General features: G+C 63.1%; 11 protein-coding genes. 5 read left to right on the forward strand and 6 right to left on the reverse strand.

The annotated features are described in order from the left end of the window. Positions 1-2 precede the first annotated feature (2 nt). From AC0Z42_RS00130 to AC0Z42_RS00140, 3 genes are all read left to right on the forward strand, one after another. A complete protein-coding gene (locus AC0Z42_RS00130) occupies positions 3-3,197 on the forward strand; it encodes an efflux RND transporter permease subunit (protein WP_485466213.1) in 3,195 nt (1,064 codons plus the stop codon). A gap of 41 nt (positions 3,198-3,238) precedes the next feature. Continuing rightward, positions 3,239-4,687, forward strand: a complete 1,449-nt coding sequence (locus tag AC0Z42_RS00135) for an efflux transporter outer membrane subunit (protein WP_485466757.1) — start codon at positions 3,239-3,241, stop codon at positions 4,685-4,687. A gap of 164 nt (positions 4,688-4,851) precedes the next feature. Continuing rightward, positions 4,852-5,409, forward strand: a complete 558-nt coding sequence (locus AC0Z42_RS00140; protein ID WP_485466214.1) for a fasciclin domain-containing protein — start codon at positions 4,852-4,854, stop codon at positions 5,407-5,409. Positions 5,410-5,419: 10 nt separating this feature from the next. On the opposite strand, the gene AC0Z42_RS00145 is transcribed toward AC0Z42_RS00140, so the two are convergent. The 5 genes from AC0Z42_RS00145 to AC0Z42_RS00165 all read right to left on the reverse strand — a co-directional run bounded on the left by AC0Z42_RS00145 (position 5,420) and on the right by AC0Z42_RS00165 (position 10,736). Then, complete coding sequence (locus AC0Z42_RS00145) at positions 5,420-6,427, reverse strand: serine hydrolase domain-containing protein (protein ID WP_485466215.1); 1,008 nt, start codon at positions 6,425-6,427, stop codon at positions 5,420-5,422. A 146-nt stretch (positions 6,428-6,573) separates the two neighbouring features. Beyond that, positions 6,574-6,897, reverse strand: a complete 324-nt coding sequence (locus tag AC0Z42_RS00150; protein ID WP_485466216.1) for a hypothetical protein — start codon at positions 6,895-6,897, stop codon at positions 6,574-6,576. A gap of 55 nt (positions 6,898-6,952) precedes the next feature. Continuing rightward, positions 6,953-7,285, reverse strand: a complete 333-nt coding sequence (locus tag AC0Z42_RS00155) for a hypothetical protein (protein ID WP_485466217.1) — start codon at positions 7,283-7,285, stop codon at positions 6,953-6,955. 122 nt (positions 7,286-7,407) lie between these two features. Next, on the reverse strand, positions 7,408-8,598 hold the full coding sequence (locus tag AC0Z42_RS00160; protein WP_485466758.1) for a PepSY-associated TM helix domain-containing protein: 1,191 nt from the start codon (positions 8,596-8,598) through the stop codon (positions 7,408-7,410). A 5-nt stretch (positions 8,599-8,603) separates the two neighbouring features. Continuing rightward, entirely contained in the window at positions 8,604-10,736 is a 2,133-nt protein-coding gene (locus AC0Z42_RS00165) for a TonB-dependent siderophore receptor (protein ID WP_485466218.1), read from the reverse strand. 244 nt (positions 10,737-10,980) lie between these two features. Between AC0Z42_RS00165 and AC0Z42_RS00170 the strand changes: the two genes are divergently transcribed. Together AC0Z42_RS00170 and AC0Z42_RS00175 are read left to right on the forward strand one after the other, a co-directional pair. Next, positions 10,981-12,300: a sensor histidine kinase gene (locus AC0Z42_RS00170; RefSeq protein ID WP_485466219.1), complete on the forward strand. Its 1,320-nt coding sequence runs from the start codon at positions 10,981-10,983 to the stop codon at positions 12,298-12,300. Further along, positions 12,297-13,046, forward strand: coding sequence for a LytR/AlgR family response regulator transcription factor (locus AC0Z42_RS00175; RefSeq protein WP_485466220.1), 750 nt, complete (start codon positions 12,297-12,299; stop codon positions 13,044-13,046). The genes AC0Z42_RS00170 and AC0Z42_RS00175 overlap by 4 nt, the downstream gene beginning before the upstream one ends. A gap of 56 nt (positions 13,047-13,102) precedes the next feature. Here AC0Z42_RS00175 and AC0Z42_RS00180 read toward each other — a convergent pair whose 3' ends face one another. Beyond that, a complete protein-coding gene (locus AC0Z42_RS00180) occupies positions 13,103-13,426 on the reverse strand; it encodes a hypothetical protein (RefSeq protein ID WP_485466221.1) in 324 nt (107 codons plus the stop codon). Between the last annotated feature and the right edge of the window lie 213 nt (positions 13,427-13,639).

Below are 13,639 nucleotides of genomic sequence, written 5' to 3' on the forward strand. Positions count from 1 at the left end.
TCATGAACTTTTCACGCTTTTTCATCGACAAGCCGATCTTCGCGGCGGTGCTGTCGATTGTCATTTTCGTGGCCGGGATGCTGTCGATCTTCGGCCTGCCGATTTCGGAATATCCCGACGTCGTGCCGCCATCGGTGGTGGTGCGCGCCCAGTATCCGGGCGCTAACCCGAAAGTGATCGCCGAAACCGTCGCCGCGCCGTTGGAGGAACAGATCAACGGCGTCGAGAACATGCTCTACATGTCCTCGCAAAACACGTCCGATGGCGCGATGATGCTGACGATCACCTTCAAGATCGGCACCAACGTCGAGCAGGCCGAGACGCAGGTACAGAACCGCGTGCAGCGCGCCTTGCCGCGCCTGCCCGAGGAAGTACGCCAGATCGGCGTGACGACTGTCAAGTCTTCGCCCAACCTGACCATGGTGGTGCACCTGGTCTCGCCGAACAAGCGCTATGACGACATGTACCTGCGTAACTACGCAGTGCTGAACGTCAAGGACCAATTGGCTCGCTTGCCTGGCATGGGCGATATCCAGATCTTTGGCGCCGGCGACTACGCCATGCGCATCTGGCTCGACCCGCAAAAAGTGGCGGCGCGCGGCATGACCGCCAATGATGTGGTGGTAGCGATCCGCGAGCAGAACGTGCAGGTGGCCGCCGGTGTCATCGGTGCGTCGCCAGCGAAAAACTCGCCGTTCCAGCTGACCGTCAATACCCAGGGCCGCTTGCAGTCGCCCGAGGAATTCGGCGCCATCATCGTGCGCACCAATGCCGACGGCGCGGTGACGCAACTGAAAGACGTGGCGCGCGTGGAAATGGGCGCCAACAGCTACTCGCTGCGCTCCTTGCTGAACAATAATCCGGCCGTCGGCATGGGTATTTTCGAAGCACCGAACGCCAACGCGCTGCAACTGTCTTCCGACGTGCGCGCCAAGATGGACGAACTTAAAAAAGACTTCCCGCAAGGCGTGGAATACCGCATCGAGTACGACCCGACCCAGTTCGTGCGCTCGTCGATCGAAGCGGTGATCCACACGCTGCTCGAAGCGATTGCGCTGGTGGTGCTGGTGGTGATCATCTTCCTGCAAACCTGGCGCGCTTCCATCATTCCGCTGTTGGCCGTGCCGGTCTCCATCGTCGGTACCTTTGCGGTGATGCTGGGCTTTGGTTTCTCGATCAATACGCTGTCGCTGTTCGGTCTCGTGCTGGCGATCGGTATCGTCGTCGATGACGCCATCGTGGTGGTGGAAAACGTCGAGCGCAATATCGAAGAAGGCCTGTCGCCGCGCGACGCCACCATCCAGGCCATGAAAGAGGTCAGCGGTCCTATCGTCGCCATCGCCCTGGTGCTGTGCGCCGTGTTCGTGCCGATCGCTTTCGTACCGGGCCTGTCGGGCGAGTTCTACCGCCAGTTCGCGCTGACGATTGCGATTTCGACCGTGATCTCGGCATTCAGCTCGCTGACCTTGGCTCCGGCCCTGTCGGCCGCGCTGTTGAAACCGCACGATGCGCCGAAAGACGCGCTGACGCGTGGCATGGACAAAGTGTTTGGCCGCTTCTTTGCCTGGTTCAACCGCTTCTTCGGCCGCGCTTCGCACCGCTATGAAGCCGGTGTCAAAGGTGTGCTGGGCCGCAAGAGCGCCTCGCTGGGCGTGTACGTGCTGCTGGTGATCGCCGCCGTCTTCGTGTTCAAGGCAGTGCCGGCCGGTTTCGTGCCGGGGCAGGACAAGCAGTACCTGGTCGGTTTCGCGCAACTGCCTGACGCCGCCTCGCTGGATCGCACCGAAGACGTGGTACGCCGCATGTCCGACGTCATCAAGTCGGTGCCTGGCGTGGAGTCGACGATCGCCTTCCCGGGCCTGTCGATCAACGATTTTACCAATGCGCCGAACGCCGGCATCGTGTTCGCCACCCTGAAACCGTTCGACGAACGCACCACCAAGGAATTGTCGGGTGGCGCCATCGCGGCCGAGATCAACAAGCGCCTGGGCGGTATCCAGGATGCCTTCATCATGGTGTTCCCGCCACCGCCGGTCAACGGCCTGGGCACCATCGGCGGCTTCAAGATGATGATCGAAGACCGCGGCAATCTGGGCTACGACGCGCTGTACAACGCCACCCAGGCGCTGGCCGGCAAGGCTTACCAGACGCCGGAACTGGCGGGCGTGTTCTCGGGTTACCAGATCAACGTGCCGCAGCTGTTTGCCGATGTCGACCGGGTCAAGGCCAAGCAATTGGGCGTGCCGCTGGCAACCATCTACCAGACCTTGCAGATCAACCTGGGCTCCTTGTACGTGAATGACTTCAATCAGTTTGGCCGTACCTACCAGGTGCGCGTGCAGGCCGATGCCGAGTTCCGTTCGCATGCGCAGGATATCGCGCAGCTGAAGGTGCGTAGCGACAAGGGCGAGATGATCCCGCTGTCGTCCCTGATGCGCGTGAAAGACAGCTATGGTCCGGACCGCGTGCAGCGCTACAACGCCTACGCCGCAGCCGACTTCAATGGCGGCCCGGCACCGGGCGTGTCGAGTGGCCAGGCGCAAGCCGCGCTGGAACGCATCGCCAAGGAAGTGCTGCCGCAAGGAATTGCGTATGAATGGACCGAGCTGACCTACCAGGACATTTTGTCTGGTAACACCATGATCTATGTGTTCCCGCTGTGCGTGCTGCTGGTGTTCCTGGTGCTGGCGGCCCAGTACGAAAGCTGGACCCTGCCGTTGGCCGTGATTCTGATCGTGCCGATGTCGATCCTGTGTGCCCTCTTGGGCGTGAAGCTGACCGGTGGCGACAACAATGTGTTCACCCAGATCGCGCTGTTCGTGCTGGTGGGGCTGGCGTCGAAGAATGCGATTCTGATCGTCGAATTTGCCCGCGAACTGGAAGACCATGGCCGCACCGTGGTGCAGGCCGCGCTGGAGGCTTGCCGCCTGCGTCTGCGTCCGATCCTGATGACCTCGATCGCCTTCATCATGGGCGTGGTGCCGCTGGTGTTCTCGCACGGCGCCGGTTCGGAAATGCGCCATGCGATGGGTGTGGCGGTGTTTGCCGGCATGCTGGGCGTGACCTTCTTCGGCCTGTTCCTGACGCCTGTCTTTTATGTATTGCTGCGTACCCTGGCGCAGCGTTTCGAGAAAAAACCAGCTGCCGCCAAGCGCCCCGCCGCGCCGGTGCTGGACCTGGAAGGAGATGTATCGTGAAAAACAAACTGAAACCGCTGTTGAAGCCCGTGCTCAGTGCCATGGCCGCCGCCGTGCTGCTGGCAGCCTGCGCCGCGCCCGACTTCCAGCAGCCGCAGATCGCCACCCCGGCCGCTTTCAAGGAAGCGCAAGTGCCGGCAGTGCAGACGGCGCAGGACGGCACCCGCTGGAGCCAGGCGCAAGTCAATTACGCCGAGCGCCAGGCGCGTGGCGAATGGTGGCTGGCGTTTAACGACGCCACCCTGACCAGCCTGATCGGCGAGGCCACGCAGGCCAACGCCAACCTGGCCGTGGCAGCTGCCCGCGTCAAGCAGGCGAGGGCGATTGCCGGCATCGCCGAAGCGGACCGCATCCCGCAAGTGGGCGTGAACGTCGGCGGCCAGCGCAACCGCGCGTCCGCCGTGTCGCTCGGCCTGCCGAACGGCACGCCGGTGGCGGCCACCAATGTCTACCAGGCCAACCTGACGGCCAGCTACGAAGTCGACCTGTTCGGCCGCGTGGCGGCCAATGTCAGCGCCTCGCGCAGCGATGCGCTGGCGGTGGAAGCGACCTACCGCTCGGTGCTGCTGTCCTTGCAGGCCGACGTGGCGCAGACCTATTTCCAGCTGCGCGCCACCGACGCCGAACTGGCGACCCTGGCCGAGACGGTGCGCCTGCGCGAAGAAAGCGTGCATGTGAACCAGCGCCGCTATGACCTGGGCGACATCGGCGAATTCGATCTGTCGCGGGCCCGTACCGAGCTGTCGACGGCGCGCGCCGAAGCGATCGGCCTGCAGCGCCAGCGCGCCACTGGCGAACATGCGCTGGCGGTCTTGCTGGGCAAACCTGCGGCCAGCTTCACGGCGGTCGTCAACCCGCTGCAGGACAGCGCCTTTTTGCCGGTGATCCCTGCCGGCATGCCGTCGACCCTGCTGGAACGCCGGCCCGATATCGCTTCGGCCCAGCGCACCATGGAAGCGTCGAATGCGCGCATCGGCGTGGCGAAATCGGCGATGTTCCCGGCCCTGATGCTGAACGCCTCGGGCGGTGGCGCGGCCGATACCTTCTCGGACATCTTCAAGTGGAGCAGCCGCTCCTGGCTGCTGGGCGCGCTGATGTCGATGCCGATCATCGACGGTGGCCGCAACAAGGCGGCGGTGACGCGCAGCGAAGCGCAGCTGGAAGAGTCGGTCGGCACTTACCGCCAGAGCGTGCTGGTGGCGTTTGCCGAAGTCGAGGACAACCTGGCCGGCCTGCGCATTTTGTCGGGCCAGACGCAGCAGATCGACGAAGCGGTGGTCTCGGCACGCCGCTCGGCCGACCTGGCGCAAAAGTTGTATGACGCCGGCCGTTCCAGCTACCTGGACCTGCTCGACGCGCAGCGCAACCTGTCGGCCGTCGAACGCAGCGCGGTGCAACTGCGCGGCAACCGCGCCGTCACCACCGTGGCGCTGATCCGCTCCCTGGGCGGCGGCTGGGGCGAGCCGGAGCCGCAAGTGGCGGCCAACTGATCCCGGCACTGCGGGCCGGCACACGCCGGCCCGCAACAAGGGACTTTTTCCAGAAACGGCGCAGTGCGCCGTTTTTTTTGTTTTCAATGAGTTGAATCCGATCAGGGAAACCGCGCGTAAATACTCCTGCAATCATGCACAGGCAGTCATCCAGGAGATTCATCATGCGCACCTTTATTCCCGCAGTATTGTTCGCCACTTCCATGCTGGCCACCGGCGCCAGCTTCGCCGCCGACATGAGCACCATGGTCGGTGGCCAGAGCATGCTTCCCTCAAAAGATATCGTCGATAACGCCGTCAATTCGGCCGATCACACCACCCTGGTCGCCGCCGTCAAGGCTGCCGGCCTGGTCGACACGCTGAAAGGCAAGGGCCCTTTCACGGTCTTCGCGCCAACCAACGCGGCGTTTGCCAAGCTGCCCGCCGGCACCGTCGAGACCCTGGTCAAGCCGGAGAGCAAAGAAACCCTGACCAAGATCCTGACCTACCACGTGTTGCCCGGCAAATACGACTTCAAGGCTTTGGCCAAGGAAATCAAGATGCATAACGGCAAAGCCACCTTGCCGACCGCCAGCGGCGGCAAGCTGATGTTCGCCATGAACGGCATGCACAATATCGTCGTGATGGATGAAGCCGGCGGCACCGCCAATATCAGCACCTATGACGTCTACCAGTCGAATGGCGTGATCAATGTGATCGACACGGTGCTGATGCCGAAATAAACCGCCGCGTTCAATCCGCCGCCAGCAGCGCTTTCAGGATATCTTCCGAGCGCCGCTGGCCATACGGCTTGCCATAGGCGCTGGAGGCCACCGCCACCACCATGCGGCGCGCGGGGATCACATAGATCTTGTTGCCGCCATTGCCCGACGCAAAAGACACCTTGACGTTTTCACCGGCGACTTCATAGGTTTTTCCATACCAGAAATAGCCATAGTGATCGGCATAGCGGTCCACCTCGCCGATCGCCACGCGCGGCGCCAGTGCCGCCTTGAGCCAGCTGGCCGCGATCACGCGCCGGCCCTCGGGTCCATTGACCACGCCATCGTCCAGCACCAGTTGCCCTATGCGTGCCATGTCGCGCGGCGTCAACGACAAGTTGCCTTGTCCCTTGGCGTGGCCTGCCACGTCGCGACCCCACTGCCAGTGCGTGATGCCCAGCGGTGCGAACAGCACGCTGCCGGCAAACGTGTCCAGCCCCACGCCGCTGGCGCTTTCCACCACGCGCCCGGCGATATAGGAACCCAGAGAGTTGTAGCGGTACAGCGTGCCTGCCGCATCGGTTTTTGGCACGCCGCGCACAAAGGCGGCGGGGTCCGGCGCTTCGTCCAGCTTGTCTTCATTGCCCGGCGATGCCGCATCTTCGTCAAACGCACCCAGGCCCGAACGCATTGTCAGCAGGTCGTCCAGCACCACTTCGCCGGCCGGACTGCCGGCGACCTCTGGCCAGTATTGGCCGACGCTCCCCGTAATTGCCAACTGGCCGCGCGCAACGGCGGCACCGACCAGCAGTGCGGTGACGCTTTTGCCGGCCGAGCGCATGTCATGCAGGCCGTCTTGCGCCTGGCCGTTGTAATACCGCTCTGCCGCCAGCGCGCCATCGCGCAGTACCACCACCGCGCGCAGGTCGCCATGGCTGTCGGTATCCTGCTGCTGCAGCACCTGTTCCAGTGTGGCGGCAAGAGCGCAAGGACCATAAACGGCGGCAATCAATAACAGGCAGGCGGGCAGGCGGCGCATGGTGCTCTTTCGTATCAGGGTCAAGTCGCACAGTGTCGTGTATTTGCGTGTGCCTGCGCAGAAAGTTGGACTGAGCGGCGCAATCGTGTCCCTCAAACGCAGAAAAGACAGCCTGAGCTGTCTTTTCTGGACCTGCGCGTCAGCGATTATTTTGCTGGTGCTGGTGCTGGTGCGGCTTCGGCGACTTTTTCGTCAGCTTTGGCTTTTGCCTTGGCCGCCTTGTGGTGGGCTTTGGCTTTCTTCACCTTGGCATCAGCCTTGGCACCGGCAACATCGGCTTTGGCATCGGCGGCGACTGTCGCTTCTTTTGCATCGGCCTTGACGACAGCCTTGGTTTCCTTGGCTTCGGCCTTGGCCACTTCCTTGGTATGGGTGGCTTCCGCTTTGGCAGGTGCAGGAGCTGCTGGCGTCTGGGCAAAAGCAGCGGTGGCGAAGACGGTGGCGATCAGGGCGGCGATAGTGTTTTTCATGTCAGTTCCTCAGTATTTAAAATTCAGTGTGCGAGCGGTAATGTGCTTGTCGTGATTACTTGGCCGGTGCTGCTTCGGCAGTGGCCGAGGCCAGCTTTTCATCGGCCTTGGCCTTGGCTTTCTTGGCCTTGTGATGTGCCTTGGCTTTGGTGGCGGTTGCATCGGCCTTGGCGCTGGCGACATCGGCGCCGGCAGCGGCTTCGGTCTTGGCGACTTTCGCATCGGCTTTCACGGCGGTGGTGGTTTCCTTGGCGTCCGCCTTGACGACGGCCTTGGTGTGGGCCGCTTCGGCCTTGGCCGGTACTGAGGCTGCAGGCGCCGCAGGAGTCTGGGCAAAAGCTGCGGTAGCGAACAGGCCGGCGATCAGGGTAGCGATTACTTTTTTCATGGTGCAGTCCTCAGTGGTGGTTTGTCTTTGGTGCCGGGATGATTCCCGTGTCACTGAGGAGAAAACGCGCCCCGAACCCGGGCCGTTGACGAGCATTACAATCACTTACAACTGGCTCGTTTTCAGTGTGTTTTCAAATGCTGCGCGCGGCGCTTGCGCAGCCAGATAATCAGCCCTGTCGCACTGAGCATGGCCACCACCAGCCCCATCGCTGAAATCAGGATGCGCCCCGGCAGGCCGAGGATGCGGCCCGAATGCAGTGGGAATTGCGCCTGCAAAAAGATGTCGCCGGCGCTACCCTTGCCGGGTATCACGCCACCGGCAGGGCTGCCGTCGCGGCCGTCGAAATACAGCCATGCGTTGCCCAGGCCACCGTCGCCGTGATCGTTGTCCGCCTCAAAAAAGCCGACGCCATACAGGCCGTAGCTGGACGAATAAAACACGCCGCCAGCCGGCAAGGGCCAGCCGCGCCGTGCCGCTTCGGTTTTCGCCAGCGCCACCGCCTGTTCGCGCGTCAGCAGCGGCTCGACCGGTTTGTCCGGCGGCTGCGGCGTGCGGCTGTCAAAAGCGTTCGGGCTCAAGGTCGAGAATTTGGCCACCAGCGGCCGCATCACCTGCGTCTGCAGATTCATCGAGACCGAGGTCACGGCCAGGAGCAGCAACAACAGCCAGAGCCACACGCCGCCCGATCGGTGCAAATCAAAATTGAACCGGTGGCCCCCTTGGCGCCAGCGAAAGGCCAGCGACTTGCGCCAGCTGCGCCAGTTGGGGAATGACAGATACAGCGCGATAAAGCAGTCGAAACACCAGACGATGCCGATAATGCCCATGAACCAGATGCCGAACTCGATACCCCAGCCATCGGGGATATGCATGGTGTAATGGAGCTTGTACAAAAACGGCAGCAGGTTTTCGCGCGCCAGCGAGACTTCTCCCCACTGGCGCGTCCCTTGCAGCTTGCCGCTGGCAGGGTCGACGGCCAGCTGGTTGAAACCCAGCGTATACGGCTTGCCGGTGGCCGGATCGATGCGTGCTTCGACCGACATCAGCGCCGTATGGCCAGGTTCGAGCGCGGTGAGCGTGTAGTTGACGCGCAGGCGCGGGTCGCTCGCCTCGACCTGGCGCGCCAGCTCCAGGCCTGACCTGGCACCCGCACGCTGCTCGCCGCTGGCCGCATGGAACAGCTGCGGATTCAGCCAGGCATCGAGCTCGTGATCCCACGAGATCACGGCGCCCGTCAGGCCGGAAATGAACAGGAACAGCGCCACCGCCAGCCCAAACCAGCGGTGCAGCATGACCAGCGGGGCACGCAGCTTCATCAGTACTTCCAGCTCAGGGTGGCGCTGCCATTGCGGCCGGCCGCATACAGCGACTGGTCCCAGTACAGGCTGGTCAGGTGTTTCTTGTCCGTCACATTGTTCAGGTTCAGCGACAGGCTGAGGCTTTTCGTCAGGTCATAGCTGGCCATCAGGCCCAGTTGCGCATAGGCGCCCTGGCGCAGGGTGACGGTCTCCGCCGTCAGCAGGTGGATCTGGTCCTGCCAGCTCAGGTTGGCGCCTACCTTCAGTTTCGGCACCGCCGGCACCAGATACGTGGTCGACAGGTGGAACTGCTTGCGTGGAATAAAGGTGCGCGCATCGCTGCCGTCGTCGCCGGTGATGCGCAGCTGCGCATAGCCGGCGCTGGCCTGCCAGCCTTTGCCCAGTTCGCCCGACGCTTCCAGCTCAAAGCCTTTCGATTCCGAATCCACGCCCTTGTAAATGGTCTTGAAGGTGGCGGTGGTGCCGGCCGCTTCGGCCAGGTTCTGCTGGCGTATCTTGAAAACGGCGCCGGACAGGTTCAGGCGGCCGTCGAACAGTTCACCCTTCACGCCCAGCTCCAGGCTCTTGCCGGTGGCTGCCGCCAGGGTCTGGCCGTTGGCGTCGGTATCGCTTTGCGGATTGAAGATTTCAGCATAGCTGGCATAGGCCGACACCTGGCGGTTGATGTCCTGCACCAGGCCGAGGTAGGGCGTGGTGTCGCTTTGCGAGGTCGATTTGCTGACGCCATAGGCCGCGCCCTTGCTGTCGACCTTGACGGTATTGACGCCGGCCAGCAGCTTCGTGTTGTCGGCCAGGTTGAAGCGTGCGGCAACAAAGGCGTTCTTGCGCGTATCGCTGTAGGCGCTGCCGTCGGTCGACGCATCGAATGTGGGCAGCGGATAGGAGCCGTCGAAGGCGCTGCCGTTCGGCAGCGCGGTGCCGATGCCCTGGCCATAGTACGACACGTCATGCAGGCGCGACTTGGACCAGCTGGCGCCGAAGGTCAGGTCATGCTGGCGGCCGGCCAGGTCGAATTTGCCGGTGGCGGAAATATCAAACAGGCTTTGTTCATTGGAGGAATTGTATTTGGACGGATAGCTGAACAGGCCATCACCGGTGTCGCGGTCCGGCGTGCCGTACACATAGAACAGCTGCGAATCGGAGTTCGCCTTGGTGTACGTCAGGGTCGACTTCACGCTCCAGTCGGGGTTGAAGCGGTGCGTCAGTTCGGCAACGGTGCTGTTGGTTTCCGTGTTCCAGCGCGACCAGTCGGCCGAAGTGGAGGTGGAAATCGGATAATTGGTCTGCGTGCCGTCAGTGTAGTACATCGGCAGCGCGCCCCACATGCCGCCTTTCGCCTTGGTTTTCTGGTAGGTGTGGCCGAGCGTGAGCGCGGTGTCGTTCGTCAGTTTCGCTTCCACCACAGCGTAGGCGATGTCCTTGCCGGGCGAGTAGCGGTCCAGCCAGGAATCGCCTTCCTGGTGCGCCACGACGAAGCGGGCCGACACCTTGCCGTCGGCGCTCAAGGGCGTCGACATATCGGCGTCCAGGCGGCGCGTGTTCCAGGAACCGAGCGTCAGCGCGGCCGAGGCGGCCAGCCCTTCGGTGGGGCGCTTGCGCACGAAATTGATGGTGGCCGACGGGTTGCCGGTCGAGGAGACCAGGCCATTGGCGCCGCGCACCACGTCGACCCTGTCATAGATGGCCGTATCGAGGCCGCCCATCACATTACCGAAGATAAACGGAATGCCCACGCCGTCATACTGGAAATTGGTGATGTCGTAGCCGCGCGCCGTATAGTAGCTGCGGTCCGTTTCCACTTCTTCCACCGTCACGCCGGTGGTTTGCGCCAAGACCTTGTTGACGCTGTCGAGCCTGAAGTCATCCATCTGCGCGCGCGTGACTACCGATACCGATTGCGGCGTTTCGCGCAGCGACAGATCGAGCTTGCTGGCCGACGCGCTCTTGCGTGCGGTGTAGGAATCCTGGTGGGCGCCGGTAACGGTAATGGTCGGCATGGTGCTGTCGTCAGGCGCTGCCGGCACGTCGTCGGCATGCGCCAGGCCGGCGCCCAGCGCCAGCGAAATGGCCAGGGCCAGCGGGCGCAGCGGCAGAGTACAAAGGTGATGCTGGAAGGGATGGGCTTGCATGGGAACGGCTCCTGGAGCTTGGATGAGAATGAGAATAATTCTCAATTATATTATGAGGTGCGCCGCCGGACAATTGTGCAGATCACGAAATCGCCTTTCTTTTCGCATCTTTACGCGCTTTTACATGGCTCGTTGATGCCCGTATCGCCGCATTCATGCCCGATTTTCGCCCGTTCGCCGCATAGTCGCCTGGCGCCAAGCGCGCCGCGCTAGAATCAGCATCCCAGCCATCACCGGCACCGCCATGCACGCCTCGTTCGCCCCCTTGCCAGCCCTGATCGTCCACGATCCGCGCCTGGTGCGCCGCTACCTGATGCAGACGCTATTGCGTTTTTGCTGCGGCATGATGCTGCTGCCGATACTGATCGTGGCTGGCGGCGTGACCGCCTTGCTGCTGCATCTGCCGCAAGGTGCTGGCAGACCGTGGTCACAGGCGCTGCCACCCCTGTTTGCGCTGCTGATGCCGCTGCTGGCGGTCAACGGCATGGTGCGCCAGCAGTTGCGCGTCTTCGAGGAGCAGGGCGTGGTGCTGACCGAGGAGCTGATCTCGGCGCGGGTTACGCGCGAGCTGTCGTCGCCATTCGATATCTTTACCAGCTTTGAGCTGTGCGCCGAAGCCTTGTCGGGGCTGGTCACCGGCCAGGCGCTCGGGCTGGCAGGGCCGGCCGCGTTTGCCCATGATCCGTTCGAGCGCATCATCGTGCTGGGGCGATCACGGCCGTTTCGCGTGTTTGGCGCGACCGAAGTGCGGTTGCGGGCCGAGCCTGGGCAGGGCGTAGAAATTCGCGTGCGCCGCATTCTCAGCGCCGATTTCCTGGTCATGCAAAAAGGCGGCGCCCTGCGCGCGGTGGAAGCGGTCACGGCGCAGTTGCAAGCTGGGCTGGCGCGGCGCAAGGCGGCGTTGGGTGCTGCGGCGCGCGGGCAGGCGGCCGAGCGCGCCGCGCTGCAAGCGAAACTGTCGGCGCTGCAGGCACAGGTCGAACCGCATTTCCTGTTCAATACCCTGGCCAACCTGAAGTATCTGATGCGCACCGAACCTGCGGCCGCGCTTGCGATGCTCGATCACCTGACCGACTATCTGCACAGCGCCTTGCCCGACCTGCGCGCCGTGTCGTCGACGGTGGGGCGCGAACTTGACCTGGCGCAGGCGTATTTGTCCATCATGCGCATCCGCATGGGCGAACGCCTGCGTTTCACCATCGAGGCCAGCGATGCGGTGCGCGCGCTGCCGATGCCGCCGGCGATGCTGATCTCGCTGGTGGAAAACGCGCTGAAACATGGCCTGGAAGGCTGGCCGCAGCCGGGCACGGTGCGTATCGAGGCGGAGCTGGACGATGGCATGCTGGACGATGGCATGCTGACGCTGCGCGTGCATGACGACGGCGCCGGTTTTGGCGGCAGTGCAGCGCAAGGCGCAGGCCTGGGGTTGTCGAATATCCACGCCAGACTGGCCTTGCTGTATGGCGATGCTGCCACGCTGGAGGTGGTGGCGGGTGTGGCGGGCGGCGTCAGCGCCGGCCTGCGCCTGCCGCTGCCAGCTTCGGCAACGCAGGCGGGCGCATGATGGCGCGCGCCGTGATCGTCGAAGACGAGCCGCTGCTGCGGGCCGAGCTGCGCGACCAGTTGCAGCTGCTGTGGCCGCAACTTGAGCTGGTGGGCGAAGCTGCCGATGGCGTGGCCGCGCTGGCGCTGATCGCCGCGCAGCAGCCCGACATCGTTTTTCTCGACATCCAGATGCCGGGCTTGAGCGGCCTGGAACTGGCGCCGCATTTGCCCGCAGATTGCCAGCTGGTGTACGTGACGGCCCATGCGCAGCATGCGCTGGCGGCGTTTGACGCGGGCGCCATCGATTACCTGCTCAAGCCGCTGACCGCCAGCCGGCTGCTGCACACCATCCGCCGCCTGCAGGCACGCGTGGCATCGGCCGCGCCGCCGCAGCAGCCGGCTGTACAGCAGCAGCTGCCGACGCCGATGCCGACGCCGCCAGCAAGCCTGAAATGGATCAAGGCGTCAACCGGCAATACCGTGCGCCTGATGCTGGTCGACGAGATCGATTATTTCCAGGCCGACGGAAAATACACTCGGGTAGTGGGCAGGAATGGCGAGGGCCTGATACGCCTGAGCCTGAAAGAACTTCTGGCGCAGCTCGATGCGGGGCAGTTCGCGCAGGTGCACCGCAGCAGCATCGTCAACCTGCACGCGGTTGAACGCATCGACCGGGATGGCACGGCGATGCTGCTGCACCTGAAGGACGGACGCGGCAGTCTGGCCGTCAGTGAAGCGTACAGCCGGCAGTTCCGGCAGATGTAGCGCGCATGTGCGAAAAGACAGCCGAAGCTGTCTTTTCGCGCACTGAAAAACCGTGTTTATTTGGCGGCTGGTGCTTCGGCCACTGCAGAGGCTTTGGCTTCGTCAGCCTTGGCCTTGGTTTTCTTGGCCTTGGTGTGGGCTTTTGCCTTGGCGGCGCCGGCATCTGCCTTGGCGCTGGCGACGTCGGCTTTGGCGTCGGCGACGGTTGCCGCTTCCTTGGCGTCGGCCTTGGCCACAGCCTTGGTTTCCTTGGCTTCCGCTTTCGTCACTTCCTTGGTGTGCTTGGCTTCGGCTTTTGCTGCTGCTGGCGCGGCCGGAGTCTGGGCAAAGGCTGCGGTAGCGAACAAGCCAGCGATGATGGTAGCAATAACTTTTTTCATGGTGCAGTTCCTCAAGAAGTGGAGTGGCAGTTCAGGAGATCAATTCCCCTGTCACTGAGGAAAAAACGCGCGTTGGAGCAACTTGGTTGACACGGCATTACAAACAGTTACAACTGGGTGGCGCTGTGTTTCCTGTCAGTAGTTTTTCCGCCAATATTGTTTATTTTGATTAATAGCAAACCCGCCATGCGCTGCCTCAATGTTCACGCTGGC

This window comes from Janthinobacterium sp. 1L-D-8-B-C4, from assembly GCF_057291295.1.